Source organism: Hafnia paralvei ATCC 29927 (genome assembly GCF_001655005.1).
Lineage (GTDB): Bacteria > Pseudomonadota > Gammaproteobacteria > Enterobacterales > Enterobacteriaceae > Hafnia > Hafnia paralvei.
The window spans coordinates 81,831-101,011 of sequence record NZ_LXET01000047.1; the positions used below are offsets into that span (position 1 = coordinate 81,831).

At 49.1% G+C, this 19,181-nt stretch carries 14 protein-coding genes and 1 pseudogene; 6 read left to right on the plus strand and 9 right to left on the minus strand.

Features of this window, described 5'->3' with window-relative positions; genetic code table 11:
• Nucleotides 1-43: 43 nt before the first annotated feature.
• Nucleotides 44-2,698 carry a mannosylglycerate hydrolase gene (gene mngB / locus M988_RS15600; protein ID WP_064574916.1) on the plus strand — a complete coding sequence of 885 codons (2,655 nt, stop codon included), beginning with the start codon at nt 44-46 and terminating at the stop codon, nt 2,696-2,698.
• A 93-nt stretch (nt 2,699-2,791) separates the two neighbouring features.
• On the opposite strand, the pseudogene M988_RS22485 reads toward mngB, so the two are convergent.
• Both M988_RS22485 and M988_RS15605 read right to left on the minus strand, forming a co-directional pair.
• Nucleotides 2,792-2,998 (minus strand): annotated as a pseudogene (locus M988_RS22485) (cupin domain-containing protein); the annotation flags it as partial.
• Nucleotides 2,970-3,194, minus strand: a complete 225-nt coding sequence (locus M988_RS15605) for a PTS transporter subunit IIC (protein WP_064574918.1) — start codon at nt 3,192-3,194, stop codon at nt 2,970-2,972. The pseudogene M988_RS22485 and the gene M988_RS15605, both read right to left, overlap by 29 nt.
• A gap of 241 nt (nt 3,195-3,435) precedes the next feature.
• Here M988_RS15605 and yjdN point away from each other — a divergent pair, with 241 nt between their 5' ends.
• Nucleotides 3,436-3,864 carry a VOC family metalloprotein YjdN gene (gene yjdN, locus M988_RS15610; RefSeq protein ID WP_008812513.1) on the plus strand — a complete coding sequence of 143 codons (429 nt, stop codon included), beginning with the start codon at nt 3,436-3,438 and terminating at the stop codon, nt 3,862-3,864.
• Nucleotides 3,865-3,927: 63 nt separating this feature from the next.
• Here yjdN and erpA read toward each other — a convergent pair whose 3' ends face one another.
• Together erpA and clcA are read right to left on the minus strand one after the other, a co-directional pair.
• Nucleotides 3,928-4,272, minus strand: coding sequence for an iron-sulfur cluster insertion protein ErpA (gene erpA, locus M988_RS15615; RefSeq protein ID WP_004847400.1), 345 nt, complete (start codon nt 4,270-4,272; stop codon nt 3,928-3,930).
• A gap of 125 nt (nt 4,273-4,397) precedes the next feature.
• Complete coding sequence (gene clcA / locus M988_RS15620) at nt 4,398-5,834, minus strand: H(+)/Cl(-) exchange transporter ClcA (protein ID WP_008812512.1); 1,437 nt, start codon at nt 5,832-5,834, stop codon at nt 4,398-4,400.
• Between the two features lie 248 nt (nt 5,835-6,082).
• Here clcA and hemL point away from each other — a divergent pair, with 248 nt between their 5' ends.
• Nucleotides 6,083-7,366: a glutamate-1-semialdehyde 2,1-aminomutase gene (gene hemL, locus M988_RS15625; RefSeq protein WP_004847413.1), complete on the plus strand. Its 1,284-nt coding sequence runs from the start codon at nt 6,083-6,085 to the stop codon at nt 7,364-7,366.
• A gap of 157 nt (nt 7,367-7,523) precedes the next feature.
• Here hemL and M988_RS15630 read toward each other — a convergent pair whose 3' ends face one another.
• From M988_RS15630 to guaB, 3 genes are all read right to left on the minus strand, one after another.
• Nucleotides 7,524-9,581: a hypothetical protein gene (locus M988_RS15630; RefSeq protein ID WP_064574920.1), complete on the minus strand. Its 2,058-nt coding sequence runs from the start codon at nt 9,579-9,581 to the stop codon at nt 7,524-7,526.
• A 311-nt stretch (nt 9,582-9,892) separates the two neighbouring features.
• Nucleotides 9,893-11,470, minus strand: a complete 1,578-nt coding sequence (gene guaA / locus M988_RS15635; protein WP_004847419.1) for a glutamine-hydrolyzing GMP synthase — start codon at nt 11,468-11,470, stop codon at nt 9,893-9,895.
• A 102-nt stretch (nt 11,471-11,572) separates the two neighbouring features.
• Entirely contained in the window at nt 11,573-13,039 is a 1,467-nt protein-coding gene (gene guaB, locus M988_RS15640) for an IMP dehydrogenase (RefSeq protein WP_008812510.1), read from the minus strand.
• Nucleotides 13,040-13,209: 170 nt separating this feature from the next.
• Here guaB and xseA point away from each other — a divergent pair, with 170 nt between their 5' ends.
• The 3 genes from xseA to M988_RS15655 all read left to right on the plus strand — a co-directional run bounded on the left by xseA (nt 13,210) and on the right by M988_RS15655 (nt 17,746).
• On the plus strand, nt 13,210-14,586 hold the full coding sequence (gene xseA / locus M988_RS15645) for an exodeoxyribonuclease VII large subunit (protein WP_064574921.1): 1,377 nt from the start codon (nt 13,210-13,212) through the stop codon (nt 14,584-14,586).
• Nucleotides 14,587-14,963: 377 nt separating this feature from the next.
• Nucleotides 14,964-16,535 carry a maltose/glucose-specific PTS transporter subunit IIBC gene (gene malX / locus M988_RS15650; RefSeq protein ID WP_020303908.1) on the plus strand — a complete coding sequence of 524 codons (1,572 nt, stop codon included), beginning with the start codon at nt 14,964-14,966 and terminating at the stop codon, nt 16,533-16,535.
• A 14-nt stretch (nt 16,536-16,549) separates the two neighbouring features.
• Nucleotides 16,550-17,746: a MalY/PatB family protein gene (locus M988_RS15655; RefSeq protein WP_039185870.1), complete on the plus strand. Its 1,197-nt coding sequence runs from the start codon at nt 16,550-16,552 to the stop codon at nt 17,744-17,746.
• An 87-nt stretch (nt 17,747-17,833) separates the two neighbouring features.
• Here the strand turns inward: M988_RS15655 and M988_RS15660 are convergent, their stop codons facing one another.
• Nucleotides 17,834-18,055, minus strand: a complete 222-nt coding sequence (locus M988_RS15660) for a zinc ribbon domain-containing protein (protein WP_020303909.1) — start codon at nt 18,053-18,055, stop codon at nt 17,834-17,836.
• 9 nt (nt 18,056-18,064) lie between these two features.
• Nucleotides 18,065-19,021 (minus strand): AEC family transporter, encoded by a 957-nt coding sequence (locus tag M988_RS15665; protein ID WP_008812506.1) that lies wholly within the window; start codon nt 19,019-19,021, stop codon nt 18,065-18,067.
• Between the last annotated feature and the right edge of the window lie 160 nt (nt 19,022-19,181).

Below are 19,181 nucleotides of genomic sequence, written 5' to 3' on the forward strand. Positions count from 1 at the left end.
CTTGAAAAAGGGACGAGATTGAGACTGAACTGGATAATATCTGATGACAAATTCCACGACCAAAACCACTTCTCGCGTACACATCACTCCGCATATGCATTGGGATCGCGAATGGTATTTCACCACTGAAGAGTCTCGTGTTTTGCTGGTGAACAACATGGAAGAAATATTGCAGCGCTTAGAGCAAGATGCTGACTATAAATTTTACGTTCTCGACGGCCAAACTGCGATTTTGGAAGACTATTTTTCAGTCTGTCCACATAATCGCGAACGAGTGAAAGCCTTAGTTCAGGCAGGAAAACTGATTGTTGGCCCTTGGTACACCCAGACGGATACGATGATGGTGAGTGCTGAATCGATCGTACGTAATCTGATGTATGGTATGCGCGATTGTCTGAGTTTAGGCGAGCCAATGAAAATCGGTTATTTACCGGATTCATTCAGTATGTCCTCACAGCTCCCCCATATCTTTAATGGTTTTGGCATCACACGCGCTATGTTCTGGCGCGGATGCTCCGAGCGTCACGGTACCGATAAAACCGAGTTCCTTTGGCAGAGCAATGACGGCAGCGAAGTCACCACGCAGGTTTTGCCGCTAGGTTATGCCATCGGTAAATATTTACCGTCAGATGAAGCTGGCCTTCGCGACCGACTAGATAAGTATTTTCCTGTTCTAGAACAGGCATCTATCACCAAAGATATATTGCTCCCTAACGGCCACGATCAAATGCCGCTCCAGCAAAATATTTTTGCTGTCATGGATAAGCTGCGTGAGATCTATCCCGATCGTGAGTTTATTCTCAGCCGCTTCGAAGAGGTTTTTGATCGGATTGAGGCCATTCACGATCAACTTCCTGTCCTGCGCGGCGAATTCAACGACGGCAAATACATGCGTGTGCACCGCACTATTTCATCCACCCGCATGGATATCAAACAGGCGCATGCCGCGATTGAAAATAAGATCGTGAATATCCTTGAGCCGCTGTGTGCTATCGCTTGGAGCCTAGGTTTTGATTATCACCACGGTTTGTTCGAAAAAATGTGGAAAGAGATCCTTAAAAACCATGCTCACGATAGTATTAGCTGCTGCTGCAGTGACAAAGTACACCAAGAAGTGATGTCACGTTTCATTCTAGCCGATGATATGGCCGAAAGCCTCATTCAGTTTACTCTGCGCAAAATCGCTGACAATTTACACAACCAGCACGAAATCAGTGACTCTCTCACCCTTTTCAATTTTTCGCCGTATGCGCGCGACGAGGTAATTAACACCACTATCCGCATTCGCGCCAACGCATTTCGTCTCACGGATAACGAAGGAAAAGAAGTCCCCTATTTCATTCGCGCCTCACGAGAAATTGATCCAGGCTTAGTCGATCGGCAAATTGTTCATTACGGTAACTACGATCCCTTCATGGAGTTTGATATTCAGTTAGAGCGCCGCCTACCCGCCATGGGATATACCACGCTGCGGATAACTCAGGCTGATACGCAGCTCCTGTCCAACGAGGACAATCATGACCAGGCACTGGAGAATGCGTTTTATCGGATAACCGTGAATACGAACGGCTCGCTTAATATTTTCGATAAACAGGCCGACATACACTATGAGCAAGCGCTGTTGTTAGAAAACGGCGGCGATGATGGCGATGAATATGACTATTCACCTCCGCGTGAAGAATGGTTAATGACCTCTGAGCAAGCACAAGCGCAGACAGAATTTATTCATCAGCCATTGCAAAGCATCGCCGTTATTCAGTTCGCACAGCCAGTTCCTGCTTCGCTTGCAGAACGTGCAACTCATTGCGCTAGCCTGTCTATGCCTGTGACGCTATGCGTCACATTGGCAAAAAACAGTCGCCGCATCGACATCGATATCACCTTAGAAAACCTCGCCGAAGATCATCGCCTGCGGGTGCTTATCCCAACGCCATTCCCAAGCCAAAACGTACTGGCGGATAATCCATTTGGCACCATGACTCGCCCTACCCGCGATCCTGCGATGCAGCACTGGGAGCAGGAGGACTGGAAAGAGGCACCCATCCCTGTCTGGCAAATGCTTAATTTCGCCGCTCTGCAAGGTAATAAAGCGGGTATGGCTCTGTTCACCCAAGGGTTACGTGAATTCGAAATTGTCGGTGAACAACATGATACTTTCGCTCTCACGCTGTTCCGTTCCGTCGGGGTGTTAGGCAAAGAAGAGCTGTTGCTAAGGCCTGGCCGCCCATCGGGTATAAAACTCCCCACGCCAGATTCACAGATGAAGGGAAAACATCATTTTCAGTTCGCCCTGTTCGGTTTTACTGGGACAGCATTAGAGGCTGGAGTTCCGCAGTTCGCCCGCGACTATCTCACGCCAATACGTTGTTATAACAAAATGCCGTACAACGCGATGAAGCTAAACCTTGCGCCTCATCAGATACCGCATCACTACAGCCTACTGGAAATGCCACGCATCGGTGTGATGCTCAGCGCATTGAAAAAAGCAGAAGATCGCGATGAGCTGATTATTCGTTGCTATAACCCAAGTGAACAGGCACCGGCTATGGGAGAAGTCAGCATTCATCCACAGACAATCCATTGGAGCGAAGCGGGAATGGATGAAATTCTACGGGAAGAAACTCAATATCAACCGGGAGACATGGGCAACTTTGCCCCGTGCCAATCGAAGACGTTCAGTTTTGCACTAAAAAAGTAATACCTTAGCCTAAGTTCATGAAACACAAACCTCATCCAACAACGTTGGATGAGGTTTGTTTGAGCTCATATGACGCTGTGCTCACGCCATGACTTATGAAATAAAATCGTCCCTTTGTGGCGTAAAGACATCAATCAAAGTCCCCGCTTCAACGCATATACAGCCATGCATGACGTTAGGCTTTTTGTACAGCGTATCGCCAGCAGATACGCGATGAGTTTCATCGCCAACCGTAAAATCGAAAACACCAGACTTTACGTATGTGGTCTGTTCATGCGGATGATTGTGCATCGGGCCAACAGGTCACGCCTGTAGCACCTAAGTAGCTGAAAAGTGGCAGCACTAATGCCGGTAAAAAGCACAACAATAGGCCATTAACGAAGCTGGCAATGATGGCCCCACGAAGTCCCCCCGTCGCATTGCCAAAAATGGCCGCCGTACCACCACAGGTAAAACTTGCGAGAATACCCGGAACAATAATCGGTAACCCCAGCATAGGAAAAACAGCAATTGTGATGGCGTTAACTAGACCAGCACTTTAAAAATGAAACACCTATAATTAAGAAGACATCAAACTCACGACGATCGCAGCAGCAACCAACACCATCATCAGCTAAACTTCCTTGTGCGGATTACTATCAGCATATAACTCTTCTAATAGCAGAGCCCGACTCTCAGGCACGAAGCGTCGGATCATGAATTCTCGGTAATCCAATCACATACCGAGGAATACTGTTATGCAATTGAGTACTTATCTGTTCTTCGACGGCAACGCAGAACAAGCGCTAACGTTCTACACTCAGGCGCTTGGTGCTGAAGTTTTGCACAAAATACGGTTTGGCGAAGCGCCGGTCGATGATTCCCAATGTGCAACCACACCTCCATTTCCCGCCGATAAAATCATGCATGCGTCACTCAAGATCGGCGATGGCCTCTTGATGCTGAGCGACGGCAACATGTGCGCCGAGGAAAAAAAGCACGGCGGCTTTTCTGTCAGCCTGCATTCCAACGATTTAGCGCAGGGTAAAACATGGTTTGAAAGGTTATCTGTGGGGGCGAACGTGACAATGCCCTTTCAGGAGACATTCTGGGCATTAGGGTTTGGAATGTTAACCGATCGGTTCGGGATACCGTGGATGGTAAACGTGGAAAAAGAGATGGGGTAGTTTTGATAGGTCCCCCTCCCGATGCCCTTACAAAGAGAGTCATTGGCGAGGGGGACTCAAAGATTAAATACTAAAGGACGATCCACAACCGCAGGTGGTTTTTGCATTCGGGTTGGTGACGATAAAACGAGAACCTTCTAGGCCTTCGGTGTAGTCAACAGACCCGCCCACCAGATATTGCAGGCTCATTGGATCTACCACCAGCATAACGCCCTGTTTCTCAATGGTCATATCGCCTTCGTTCACCTTATCATCAAAGGTGAAGCCGTACTGGAAGCCGCTACAGCCGCCGCCAGTGATGTAGACTCGCAGTTTCAGATCCGGGTTTTCTTCGTCTGCGATCAGGACTTTTACTTTATTAGCTGCAGCTTCAGTGAACTGCAACGGCAGAGCCATATCTTCACTCATTTCTCACTCCCAAAACTCTGCTTTTCACAGAATGTTTCTACACAGCATGGCGATGTCAAAATACAGGTAGCGCTAAAAAGCCATGCTGATTTATGCGGTCATTATCTAATACCTGACTAATTCGTTCAAGTATTGCTCGTCGGTAACGACGTCTTTTCCGCTTCTTGTTGGGCCGCCTGCTCTTGTGCCTGTTCCTGACGCTTAAGCGTTCTTTCTAAGATGCAAGAATATAGCGGTTTGCCACCTAAAAACTGGGCCAATAGTGTAGCGCCAAGACAAGTAATGATCATCGGTAAAATGAGCTGATAGTTATCCGTCATTTCTAACACCAGCACAATGCCGGTGAGTGGAGCCCTGACCGTAGCAGCAAACAATGCCCCCATCCCAGCAATGGCAAAAGCCCCCGCCTCTATGCCGTATTGTGGGAAAAGATGCGCACTTGCCATTCCAAATGCGGTCCCCAATAAAGTCCCCAGCGCCAGCATCGGTGCAAAGATGCCGCCAGGCGCACCGGAGCCAAAACACAGCAGCGTAGTCACTACGCGCGCGATAAAGATAAACAGCAGCATGCCGACGGTGTAGTTCCCCGCCGCCGCAATAGGAATCAGGTTAAAGCCCCCACCAGCAGCTTCTTGTTGAATTAGCCCTAACACTCCGCATAGCCCGCCAAGCACACCGCCGATAAGCACCAGTTTGCGCCAATCTCCGCCGTGCATGCGCATGAACATATCCTGAGCGCGAAAAACACCACGGTTAAACAGCACGCCAACGACGCCAAATACCATTCCCAAAATCAGATACAGCCATAGGGTGTTGATACCCACACTGCCGAGTTTACCCACCTCAATCACTGTGCGTTCGCCGTTGAAATAGCGAAAAACGACACAGGACATAATCACGCCGATAAATACCGCTTTGATAGAAATCAGGCTATAGCGGAACTGCGGACGCATCTCTTCAATAACGAATAAAATGCCCGCCAACGGCGCGTTAAACGCGGCAGTTAAACCCGCAGCGGCACCGGTTGCTAACAAACTGTGACGCGCCTCCGTACTACGAGCGCGAAAGAGATCGAACACCATCTGACCGAGGTTGCCGCCCATCTGCACAGTGGGGCCTTCGCGCCCGAGCACCATGCCCGCACCTAGTGTTCCCATCCCGCCGAAGAACTTCACGGGGATCACTCGCCACCAGCGTACGGGGCGTAAATTCTCCAATGCGCCCTCAATTTCAGGAATACCGGAGCCTCCGGCTTCAGGAGCAAAGCGGCGCACCAAATAGTAGCCAAACATGGCTAACAGCGCAGAGCCGATAAACGCCATCGGCCAAACGATAATCCAGTAATCGGCCACATGCGCCAATCCACCTAAACGCTGTTGCTGCACCCAATCGACGCATTTTTCAAATGCCACGCCAATAAGCCCCGCCAGCGTCCCGACAACCGCCGCCATAAACAAGATTGCCACGGGAGTTTTATCGCGACGTAAAATTTGCAACATAACGTCACTACGGCGCAAACGCGTGGCAGACGGCAGAGAAGTGTGTTGTTCTTTCTGTGTCATAATCAGTCAACTAAAGCTGTGGTTGATAAGTAATACAAATAAAAGAGGCGCTATTCTACATGTCAAATGCGACAAAGTCCTCTTATGAGGAAAGTTGAATACTCCCTAAGGATAGTATGATGGATGAGATAAGAACGTTTGAATTCTGTTCAATCCCTTAGCTTGAGCTTTTCTTCATTTCATCTCTGCGGCGACTTCTTTAGAATAGACGCGACTTTTTACATTCAGCACAGGTCAGGAGCCGATTTATGAGTAAGTCTGAAAGTCTGTACGCTCAGGCAAAAGAGCTAATTCCGGGTGGCGTAAACTCCCCCGTTCGCGCCTTCACCGGCGTTGGTGGCGTGCCTTTGTTTATCGAGCGCGCAGATGGCGCTTACCTGTACGATGCCGATGGTAAAGCCTATATCGACTACGTTGGCTCATGGGGGCCAATGGTTCTCGGCCACAACCACCCAGCGATCCGCGAAGCCGTTCTGGAAGCCGTAGGCCGTGGTTTGAGCTTCGGCGCGCCGACGGAAATGGAAGTGAAAATGGCCCAATTGGTTACCGACTTGGTGCCAAGTATGGACATGGTTCGCATGGTGAACTCAGGGACCGAAGCCACCATGAGCGCCATTCGTTTGGCGCGTGGTTTTACCGGTCGCGACAAAATTATCAAATTTGAAGGCTGCTACCACGGCCACGCAGATCACCTGTTGGTTAAAGCGGGCTCCGGCGCACTGACGCTAGGCCAGCCAAACTCTCCAGGCGTTCCCGCTGACTTTGCTAAACATACGCTGACCTGCACCTATAACGACGTAGAGTCTGTCATGCAGGCGTTCAAGCAATATCCTAACGACATCGCCTGTATTATCGTTGAGCCCGTCGCCGGCAACATGAACTGCATTCCACCTCTGCCTGAATTCCTTCCAGGTCTGCGTGAGCTGTGTGACCAATATGGCGCCTTATTGATCATTGACGAAGTCATGACCGGTTTCCGCGTGGCACTAGCGGGAGCTCAGGATTATTACGGTGTAACACCAGATCTCACCTGCTTAGGGAAAATCATCGGTGGTGGTATGCCAGTGGGCGCATTTGGTGGTCGTCGCGATGTCATGGAAGCTCTGGCACCAACGGGCCCGGTTTATCAGGCGGGGACGCTATCAGGTAACCCGGTCGCGATGGCGGCTGGATTTGCCTGTCTGAATGAGATTTCTCAGCCGGGGATCTATCCACAGCTGACTGAGCTGACCGACAATCTGGCTTCCGGCCTGTTAAACGCCGCGCAAAAAGAAGGCATTCCATTAGTGGTTAACCACGTGGGCGGCATGTTCGGGATTTTCTTTACCGATCAAGAAACCGTAACCTGCTATGCCGACGTCACTCGCTGCGACGTAGACCGCTTTAAGCAGTTCTTCCATCTGATGCTGGAAGAAGGCGTGTACTTCGCGCCGTCAGCGTTTGAAGCGGGCTTTATGTCACTGGCGCATTCTCAGGAAGATATCCAAAAGACCATCGACGCCGCGCGCCGCTGTTTTGTGAAGATGAAGTAATCTTTATCCATTAAGTAGCCGCACAATGCGGCTACTTAAATATGCAGCGTGAACGCTTCAAAGTCGCGCGTTAAGAGGATATCAGGAACGTTTTACCTGCCCCCCTCCTCCTCGAAGTTTTCAAACACTGGATTCATTCTCGATCGCGGCACTACGCTTAAAACTGCGGTTCAGGACAATTCTCGCCAAACTTGGCGGCCCAGTCATAATACGAGCCATTCTTGATATAGCGTTGGTACAATGCTCGGCTCGTCTTCGTATCGTATGCAATCACCCAGCTTGTGGCATTACATAATACGGCAGCATAAGCCTGACTTTTCGGTGGCAATAAATTGGCTGCTTTCTGAGCCAAGTCCACCGCTCGCCAGCGGTAATGCAAGAAGTGATTGTCCGCCTCTGGCAATGATTTCACTGCCCGACTTGCCTCAGCCACGTTGATCCAGCTTTTATGCTGTAAATCACGAGTATCGAATGCATCCCCCAGATAAGAAATACCAGCGCCATAAATAGCGTAGTCCGGCGTCATTTCATAGCCCATAAACTCCAACCCCTGCTTTCGCAGTAATGTGGCGGCGTGATAATAGGCTTTGGCCTTGGCTCTCTTGTCAGACGTTTTATTTTTGGCAGCATTTATACTATCAACAAATTCCTGCGCAAACTGACGATAAGCTGGGAACGCAAAGTAGTTCACCGCTTCCTGATAGCGCCCAGCCCGCATCATTCTTCGTGCTAGCAAGTCACGCAGTTTTTCATCCTGCGTGATCTGGTGATCGCTGTACCCATCCGGATTAATGGGCTTCAATGGTGTGCTAGGTGCAGGTATGTGTTCATCAACAAAGCGTTTCAATTCATCAATGGTTAGCACTCGTTCAGCGATATCAGCCACATCCGCCCAATAGTTTTCTTTACCTTGATACATAAAAGCCATGGCTTGCAGATAATCGCCACGATTCAGTGCCAGAATGGACTGCTCACCAGAAACTCGGCAAACTGGAGTGATCATTTCTGGCGCATAATCATCATTACGCTGTAGCCCCCAGCTTTCATCCGAAGGGAATGCGGAAGCCGCCTTGGCATAGGCCTCGGTGGCAGACTTCACATCACCATCACGTAGAGCCATCTTGGCACGTAGCCACCACGCTAATCCCCCGTCGCCAGCGTTCTTCAGCAGGCTGGCAGCCATCGTATATTGTCCGGAACGATAAGCTAACGCAGCTAAACGATCGCTACCGCGGAAGCCACTTTTCACTGAATCCATCAGTAACGCGAGGATCGGAGCAATAGTCTGTTCTGGCTTGGTGTTCCCCATCTGCAAATTACTGCTACGAGCAAACAGTTCGATAGTCACCAACTGCTGCACCAATGGATCGCTAATGGCCTGCTTAAGCACATTCCTATTTTCTGGTCTAATCAGATAGCCGGAGATATACATCAGTGAAAGCCCGCCATCGGTATCGCCCTGAGCCGCTTGCTGTGCATATAACTTTGTTGCAGGGATTATGTCTCCAAGCCATAAATGAATACGCGCCTGCTGCCCTAGGCTACTCAGCGCCAGTTGTTCTGGATCAACAGCCCCGCTTTTTACGTTATCAATCACTTGCTGGAAGGAAGCCAGAGCTTGCTCAAGCTGCTCTTTTTTGGGGTGCGACGCTGGTGGCGTGTTCAATCCAGATACGTCTTCCGGCGTACCATAATCGTTCATCTGCACGCGCCCCAGTGAATATTGCGCCCGTAGTCCCCATTTTCCCTGATCAGCAACGGGGAGAGCCAGAACCTGCTGAAAATATTCCGATGCACGAGGATCTTTTTCTCCAAAAGCCACGGCACCCAGCGTATACAGGCGTGCTGCGTTCGATAGGCTCTTCGCATCGATTGCCGAAGCAGCCTCAACGCTGTGAGTTTGTCGCATATCAGCAATGATTCGTTGTTCTGGCGACAACGGAACAGGTTTCGATGACGTGCCGAGTGTTGACGATACAGGTGCTTTCCAAAGTGGTAATTGCTTGTCTACAGGCACGAGTCGGCTAGCTTCAAATACAAAATTGCCTTCCGGCATCGACAGAAGAGTATCGTTACGATTGAGCAGTAAACGGTTGGGAAAGTCTGGCCCACAAGCAAAACTACTCTGCGGAAAAACCAGCGCTGCCGCAATAAGTGCCGCTAACGATAGTGTGCGAAACGGGTTTCCATTTGAGGACAAATCAAAATGTGGCATTCATGTTCCCTGAAGATATTTTGTTGGCACCTAAAAAACTGTATCAACAACGCCATCGGGCACTCTATCCCATGATTCACGTTGTCCAGAAGTGATTTTGGTTAGAGCCCACCGCTCTCACGAAGTTCACGAATCACACGAAAATAGCGAGAGAATAACGACGCTATTTTTCACCAAAGTGGTGCCAAACTGGTATCAAAAAATCCGATGTTCAGCCTTCGATATCGCCGGTAGAAACAAGAAAGCCCTCTGATCTCTCAGAGGGCTTAAGATGTTTGCTACCGACTCACATCGTTACTCGTGGCCGAGCACTATTCCCACTCAATCGTAGCCGGTGGTTTACCGGAGATATCGTACACTACGCGGGAAATGCCGTTCACTTCGTTGATGATGCGGTTGGATACACGCCCCAAGAAGTCATATGGCAGGTGCGCCCAATGCGCGGTCATGAAGTCGATGGTTTCTACCGCACGCAGAGAAACGACCCAATCATATTTACGGCCATCGCCCATTACGCCAACAGAGCGAACCGGCAGGAATACGGTAAATGCCTGGCTCACTTTGTTATACAGATCAGCCTTATGCAGTTCTTCAATGAAGATCGCATCCGCACGACGCAGCAGGTCACAGTACTCTTTCTTGACCTCACCCAGTACACGCACGCCCAAGCCTGGACCTGGGAACGGATGGCGGTACAGCATGTCGTATGGCAGACCCAGTTCTAGGCCGATCTTACGCACTTCGTCTTTGAACAGCTCTTTTAGCGGCTCAACCAGACCCAGCTTCATCTCTTTCGGCAAACCACCAACGTTGTGGTGAGACTTGATCACGTGAGCTTTACCGGTTGCTGACGCTGCGGACTCAATCACATCAGGATAGATGGTGCCCTGTGCCAACCACTTAACGTTAGGCTGCTTGCACGCTTCTTCGTCGAACACTTCAACGAATACGCGGCCGATAGTTTTACGCTTGGCTTCTGGATCGTTGATGCCAGCCAGCGCATTCAAGAAGCGGTCTTCGGCTTTAACATGGATAATATTCAGGCCGAATTTATCGCCGAACATATCCATTACCTGCTCGCCTTCATTCAGGCGCAGCAGTCCGTTGTCAACGAAGACACAGGTCAGACGCTTGCCGATAGCACGATGCAGCAGCAAAGCTGTCACAGAGGAGTCAACGCCGCCGGACAAGCCTAAGATCACTTCGTCTTCACCGACCTGCTCACGCAGTCGCACGACCGCATCCTCAATGATCGTCGCTGGCGTCCACAGCGCTTCGCAACCGCAGATATCCAGAATGAAACGCTCAAGCATGCGCTGCCCTTGATGGGTATGAGTCACTTCAGGGTGGAACTGTACGCCGTAGAAACGTTTTTCATCGTTTGCCATGATGGCATAAGGACAGGTTTCGGTGCTGGCGACGGTGACAAAATCAGAAGGGATAGCGGTCACTTTATCGCCGTGGCTCATCCAGACATCCAGCACTGGCGTGCCGTCTTTGGTCAGGGAGTCTTTGATATCATCAAACATTTTGCTGTGTGCGGTAACTTCTACCTGCGCATAGCCAAATTCACGTTCGTTAGAGCTTTCTACATGGCCACCCAGCTGCATCGCCATGGTCTGCATGCCGTAGCACACGCCAAACACAGGCACACCAGCAGTAAACACATATTCTGGCGCTCGTGGGCTATTGTTCTCAGTGGTGCTTTCTGGACCACCGGACAGAATAATACCGCTTGGATTAAATTCGCGGATCTGCTCTTCGGTGACGTCCCACGCCCACAGTTCGCAATATACGCCGATTTCGCGAACACGACGCGCCAGAAGCTGGGTGTACTGGGAGCCGAAATCCAGAATCAGAATGCGATGCTTATGAATATTTTGAGTCATGTAAGGCCTTGTTTAGAAAAATAAATAGCCAAAAAACGAAAATAGGTGACTAAATACCGAACGGCGAGAACCTGCAATACGTTCCCGCCTCGACATTCAGAATTACGATCCCATACGGTAGTTCGGTGACTCTTTGGTGATGGTCACATCGTGAACGTGGCTTTCCTGAATACCTGCACCGCTAATGCGAACGAATTCTGCTTTAGTACGCAGTTCATCAATCGTCGCGCAACCAGTCAGCCCCATACATGAGCGCAGACCGCCCATTTGCTGGTGAATGATCGCTTTCAGATGGCCTTTGTATGCAACGCGGCCTTCGATACCTTCTGGAACCAGTTTATCCGCGGCATTATCGCTCTGGAAATAACGGTCAGAAGAACCTTTAGACATTGCGCCCAGTGAACCCATACCACGGTAAGATTTGAATGAACGGCCCTGATACAGCTCGATTTCACCCGGAGATTCTTCAGTCCCTGCCAGCATACCACCGACCATGACGCAGCTTGCGCCTGCTGCCAAAGCTTTAGCAATATCGCCAGAGAAGCGGATACCACCGTCTGCGATAACCGGAATACCGGTGCCCTCAAGGGCTTCAACGGCATCAGAAACCGCAGTGATCTGTGGAACCCCAACACCGGTTACGATACGCGTCGTACAGATAGAGCCAGGACCAATGCCCACTTTCACCGCATTCACACCGGCTTCCGCCAATGCTCTCGCACCGGCTGCCGTTGCTACGTTACCGCCAATGATTTGCAGATCGGGGAATTTAGCGCGAGTTTCACGAATACGCTGTAACACGCCTTCGGAATGACCGTGAGAGGAGTCAATCAACAGAACATCGACGCCGGCTTCAACCAACGCAGCGATGCGTTCTTCATTGCCAGCACCTGCGCCAACCGCAGCACCCACGCGCAGACGACCATGCTCGTCTTTACATGCGTTTGGCTTACGCTCAGCTTTTTGGAAGTCTTTAACGGTGATCATGCCGCACAGGTGGAAGTTTTCATCCACGACCAGCGCTTTCTCAACGCGCTTTTCATGCATACGTTGCAGAACTACTTCGCGTGCTTCACCTTCTTTTACCGTTACCAGACGCTCTTTAGGCGTCATTACTGCAGTCACTGGCTGTTCCAGATCGGTGACAAAACGCACATCACGGCCAGTAATGATCCCCACCAGTTCCAGTTCATCGGTCACAACAGGATAACCCGCAAAACCATTGCGTTCGGTCAGCTCTTTAACTTCGCGCAGAGTCGTCGTTGGGGTAACAGTCTGAGGATCTTTCACCACACCACTTTCATGTTTTTTCACGCGGCGGACTTCATCAGCCTGACGCTCGATAGACATGTTTTTGTGGATGAAGCCAATACCGCCTTCCTGCGCCAGCGCAATCGCTAGACGGGCTTCAGTAACGGTATCCATTGCCGCAGACAGCATGGGGATGTTCATTCGAATAGATGAAGTCAGCTGAGTGCTAAGATCGGCAGTGTTTGGCAGAACGGTAGAGTGGGCTGGAACTAAGAGGACGTCGTCAAACGTCAGGGCTTCTTTAACGATACGTAGCATGGGCAATATCTCACCAGAGTGGTAAATCAAATAGATTTAATATTGCCGCGGCATTATACAGGCCGAAAACGGTTGCCTCCAGTACTTTTTACAAAAAAGTCTTGCGAAGGTCATTCAAGCATGTAGTATCGACTAATTAACACCTTGATTTAGAGTTTGATCTACGTCACATGTCACTACCATCTTCCCCACCAATTTTTACCGTTAGTCGGTTGAACCAAACCGTCCGTCAGCTGTTAGAAATGGAAATGGGGCAGATCTGGCTATCAGGTGAAATCTCTAATTTATCTCAGCCCTCTTCCGGCCACTGGTACTTCACGTTAAAAGACGATCGTGCTCAGGTGCGCTGCGCAATGTTCCGCAACAGCAACCGTCGGGTGGCGTTTCGTCCGCAAAACGGTCAGCAGATATTGATGCGTGCAACCATCACGCTGTACGAACCGCGTGGTGATTACCAACTGATTGCCGAAAGTATGCAGCCCGCTGGGGATGGCTTACTGCAACAGCAGTTTGAACAACTCAAGCAGCGTTTGCAGGAAGAAGGCCTGTTCGATCCCGCGCACAAAAAACCGTTGCCCTCGCCCGCGCGTTGCGTTGGGGTTGTGACCTCTTCAAGCGGTGCTGCGCTGCATGACATTCTGAACGTTTTGCAGCGCCGCGATCCTTCTTTGCCCGTCATTATCTATCCAACCGCAGTCCAGGGCGTCGATGCGCCGATGCAGATTGTGCGCGCCATCGAGTTAGCCAATCAGCGGAAAGAGTGCGACGTATTGATTGTCGGTCGCGGCGGTGGATCGCTAGAAGATCTGTGGAGTTTCAACGATGAACGCGTGGCCAAGGCTATTTTTGCCAGCCAAATTCCCATCGTGAGCGCAGTCGGCCATGAAACCGATGTCACCATTGCCGATTTTGTCGGTGATTTACGAGCGCCAACGCCCTCTGCGGCAGCTGAATTGGTTAGCCGTAATCAAACAGAACTTATGCGCCAAATGCTCTCACAGCAACAGCGCATGGAAATGGCGATGGATTATTATCTTGCTCGCCACCAGCAACGTTTTACACGGCTCAACCATCGTTTACAGCAACAGCATCCACAGCTCCGTCTGGCGCGTCAGAACACGTTACTTTTAAAGTTACGCCGTCGGTTGGATGAGGCTGTGCAAACTCGCCTACGTCTCGCAGAACGCCAGCAGGAGCGTCTGAGTCAACGCCTCAACCAACAACAACCATCGGCACGGATCCAGCGTAATCAGCAACGATTAGCGCAAATTCACAATCGTATGGAACTGCTCATCCAGCGCCAGCTTAGTAGCAGCCGTGAACGTTTTGGCGCACTTTGCTCACAATTGGAAGGAGTGAGCCCACTCGCGACGCTGTCTCGTGGATTCAGCGTGACTCAGTCACCAAACGGTAACGTATTGAAAAGTGTTAAGCAGGTGAATAACGGCGAATTACTGAAAACGCGACTGCAAGATGGATGGATTGAAAGCACGGTTACCGCGATCACACCGCACCCCAAAAAACGCGTGTCCAAACGCGACGCTTAAACGCGAATAGTGAGTTCTGTGAGACAGGTCACTTTGCATAATAAAAGCCGTGGCCTGAATCCTAATTATCCCCACTTTCGTTATCTTCTGCATGATTCCTTACTTTATAGATAAAAATTACTTGTTAATTTTTCGCTTTGCTTTTGGTTGGTTATGAAACGAAAGCAAAATAGCCTAAAACCCGAGCAAAATAAAACTGTGATCCTCCGTGCATTCTATCCACAATCGCTTTGCTTTAATTCCTAACGACCTATTTAGGTCATTGGGGAATCATCTCATTTATTAAAAATCCCCTTAGCTCACAGATAAAAAATTATCGTCATTCATTTGGGATGATGACGGTTTATTATAGTTATCAGCTTATTGGGAGTGCCCACATGTCGGACACAAAATCATTCAAGTCAAGGTTATGGGAATTTTTTCAAAGTCTGGGAAAGACGTTTATGTTCCCCGTATCTTTACTCGCATTTATGGGGTTGTTATTAGGTGTTGGTAGCTCTATTACCAGTCCCTCCACTATAAAAAGTTTCCCTTTTCTGGGAAATGAATTAGTGCAATTAACATTTGGTTTTGTTGCTACCGTTGGCGGATTTGCCTTTACTTATTTACCTATTATGTTCGCTATGGCAATTCCACTAGGACTGGCAAAACGGAATAAAGCCATCGGTGCATTCGCGGGTTTTGTCGGCTATATGATAATGAATCTATCGATTAATTATTATCTTCTCAGTAGCCATCAACTCGCCGACGCGTCCAATATGAAACAAGCGGGTCAAGCGATGGTATTAGGAATTCAATCGCTAGAGATGGGGGTTTTAGGTGGGATCGTCGTGGGTGTAATTACCTATTTCCTACATGAACGTTTCCAAGATACTCGGCTCCATGACGCTTTTGCCTTCTTTAGTGGGATCCGTTTTGTCCCTATCATTACCGCCCTAACGCTATCCATCGTTGGATTAATCATTCCATTCTTATGGGAATATGTGGCGATAGGTATTACCGCAATTGGACGATTAATCCAGAGCACCAGCGTGTTTGGGCCATTCTTATACGGCGTTGGGGTTCTATTACTTAAACCGTTTGGCTTGCACCATATTTTACTGGCGATGGTTCGCTTCACTCCTGCTGGCGGGACTGAATTTGTTGGCGGGCAGGAAATATCAGGAGCGCTAAACATTTTCTATGCTGAGCTAAAAGCAGGTCTACCTTTTAGCCCTCACGTTACCGCATTCTTATCACAAGGCTTCATGCCTACCTTCATCTTTGGCTTGCCTGCTGTCGCTTATGCTATTTACCGAACAGCTAAACCTGAAAACCGCCCTATCATAAAAGGACTACTGCTTTCAGGCGTTTTAGTTTCCGTGGTGACCGGTATATCCGAGCCTATTGAGTTTCTCTTTTTATTCATCGCGCCTTTCTTATATGTTTTCCATGTCATTATGTCCGGTCTTGCTCTAATGGTGATGGCATTACTCGGTGTGACAATCGGAAATACCGACGGTGGAATATTAGATTTATTAATATTTGGCATAATGCAAGGCACTGCAACCAAATGGTATTTAGTTATCCCCGTTGGCATTATTTGGTTTGCTATCTACTTCTTTGTATTCCGCTGGTATATTCTCAAACATGATATTAAAACACCAGGACGAGAGGATGACGATATTACTGAAAACGTAAAAGCGGAGAAACCCAGCGGAAATAAAAAAGGCGCTCAGTACGATCCAGAACTCATTCTTTCTGCTTTGGGAGGAAAAGAAAATATCGACTCACTAGACAACTGTATCACCCGCTTACGCTTAGTCGTTAAAGATATGGCGCTTATTAATAAAGAAATATTAAAGAAAGCGGGTGCTCTTGCCGTGGTCGTTCTTGATAATCACAGTTTACAGGTCATCATTGGCCCACAAGTTCAAAGTGTAAAAACCGGCATTGAAGCATTAATTTAGGCCAAGGAGCCAGCATGTATAATTTTGATGAGATCATCGATCGCCGCGTCGATAAATGCCGTAAGTGGGATTACGACTATGTTTGCTCACGCTTTGGTGCCGTACCGAGAGACTTTATTCCCATGTGGATTGCCGATATGGACTTTAAATCTCCACCCGAGGTGATTGAGGGCCTGCGCCAAATCGTGGAACACGGCACTTTTGGCTATACCTATTGCTTCGACGAATTTTACCAAGCGGTGATCGACTTTCAGGCCAAGCAGCACAATGCCCACGTCGAGCGCGAGTGGATCACGCTAACCTACGGCACCGTCTCAACGTTGCATTACACTATTCAGGCATTCTGCACAGAAGGTGATTGCATCCTTATGAATACACCGGTGTATGATCCTTTTGCACAGGCCGCCGAACGTCAAAAGGTACGTATTATTGCGAACCCTCTGGCGGTGAAAAATAACCGCTACCAGCTCAATTTCGAATTACTTGAAGACCAAATAAGACAGAATCAGCCTAAACTTTATCTCTTCTGTTCACCACACAACCCCTCTGGGAGAATTTGGAGTGCCGAAGAGATTCATCGAGTTTCCGATCTTTGTCAGAAATACGGGGTAATTCTCGTTATCGATGAGGTACATGCAGAACATATTTTACAGGGCAACTTTATCAATGCGTTAAACAAGGATTGTGCCGCCCCAGACAATCTCATATTACTTACGTCACCGAATAAAGCGTTTAACCTTGGCGGATTAAAGACCTCTTACAGCATTATACCCAATGAGGCATTGCGCTCTCGTTTTCGCCAGCGGCTAGAGAAAAACTCAATTACCTCCCCTAATATGTTTGGCGTCTGGGGGTTAATTTATGCCTATAACCGAGGCTTACCATGGTTGAAAGCGCTCAACCAATATCTTGCAGAAAACGAGCGCTACCTTTATCAATTCATGAGTGAGCGCCTACCAACGCTCAAAATGATGCGAACAGAGTCCTCCTATCTAGCATGGGTAGACGTCAGCGCCACGGGTATGAGTGCCTATGATTTTACTCATCAGCTGGCGCATGAAACCGGTGTTGTTGTTGAAGATGGCACCCACTACGTGCAAAACGGTGAGAACTATATCCGCATTAACTTTGGCACGCCGAAGGCGTTGATTGAACAAGCGATGGCGCGCTTAGAGGAATTTGTACAACGGCGTTGTTGTATAAAGAGATAACGTTTATACCCGTCACGGTTTGCTTGAACACTAGGGCGCAAGGATGCGCCCGTCGTCGCATTCACTCTTTGCATTCACTCTCGAACGCTATTTTTCGCTATAGCTAAACTTCACACGTTTCTTGGATATCATCCCATGCCCATGCTGGCACAGATAGTCCACCGCGCCACAGGCTTTCAATTCCTGTAATGGTTTCCCGCATTCAGGGCAATCCGCGTGTTGATGGTATGCTTGCTGGCAGTTTGGGCAATAATAATCACCGTTTATCCACTGCATCTGTTGCTGACACTTTGGACACAACACGTCCATTTTAACCTCCTAAATCACACCCCAATTACGCAAGAAATAAAGCCCAAGCGCGGTCGTGAAAAAAGACCCAACGGTGGTAATCGCAATAATGTTCGCCGCAAGCGTGGCATTTCCTCCCATCGCCCGCGTCATAACATAGCTGGCAGCCGCCGTTGGCGTCGACGTAAATAAGAACATCACGCCAAGTGTAACGCCCCGGAATCCAAGCAGCCAGCCTCCTAAGGTCATGAATACCGGGACGGCGATCAGCTTTGCTGCACTTGCATATCCCGCAACGTTTGATGAGCTAAACATCGCGTGCCAGTCAATACTTGCTCCGGTACACAACAGCGCAAGCGGCAACGCCATGCCAGAGATAAATTTGCCAGTTGATGATAAAACCTCCGGCATCGGGAGCCGAGTGAAGGAATAACATAGACCAAGCACGATACCAATAATCAATGGGTTAGTGATAACCCCGCGCAGTATTTTCCCCCAGCTGATTTTCTGCTGGCTATCCACGCTCAATGTGCGGGTGAGAGTCACAACCGACAATACGTTAAACAGGATCACCGTTACGGCCATGTACATCGACCCAATGGCAACGCCTTCGCTACCATAGGCGCTGGCGCAATAAGCTAAACCAACAATCGCCGTATTGGCGCGAAATCCTCCCTGAACAAAGATGCCACGCTCACGTGGCTCTTTTACCAACTTAAGCGCCACCAGCTCCAGCAGTAGAAAACTAATAATCGTTGCGACTCCGCCGTAAACGACAAAGGCGAAGTTGTTGCCAAGCGTAGAGTGGTTAGTGGCAATGCTGAAAAACAACAGGCAAGGAAGAGAGAGATTAAAAACGAGCCGAGTCGCACCATCGCAGAACGCATCGTCCAGCAGCCGTAATCGGCGTAACAACACTCCCAGTAGTAACATCAACAGATTAGGTACTGTGACACCGAAGGCAAAACTCCACGTCTCCCAAGACATACTTAAATCCTTGTTGATGTCGAAAATACTTTGCAAGCAAAGAGAATACACTCAAAGCTTATACAACGACTATATGCAACGCCGTAAAAAATAGAGAAAACCATAAAAAAATGGGATGCATATTCTGCACCCCATTGTGGTTTTTCGTTGTCAGTAAACG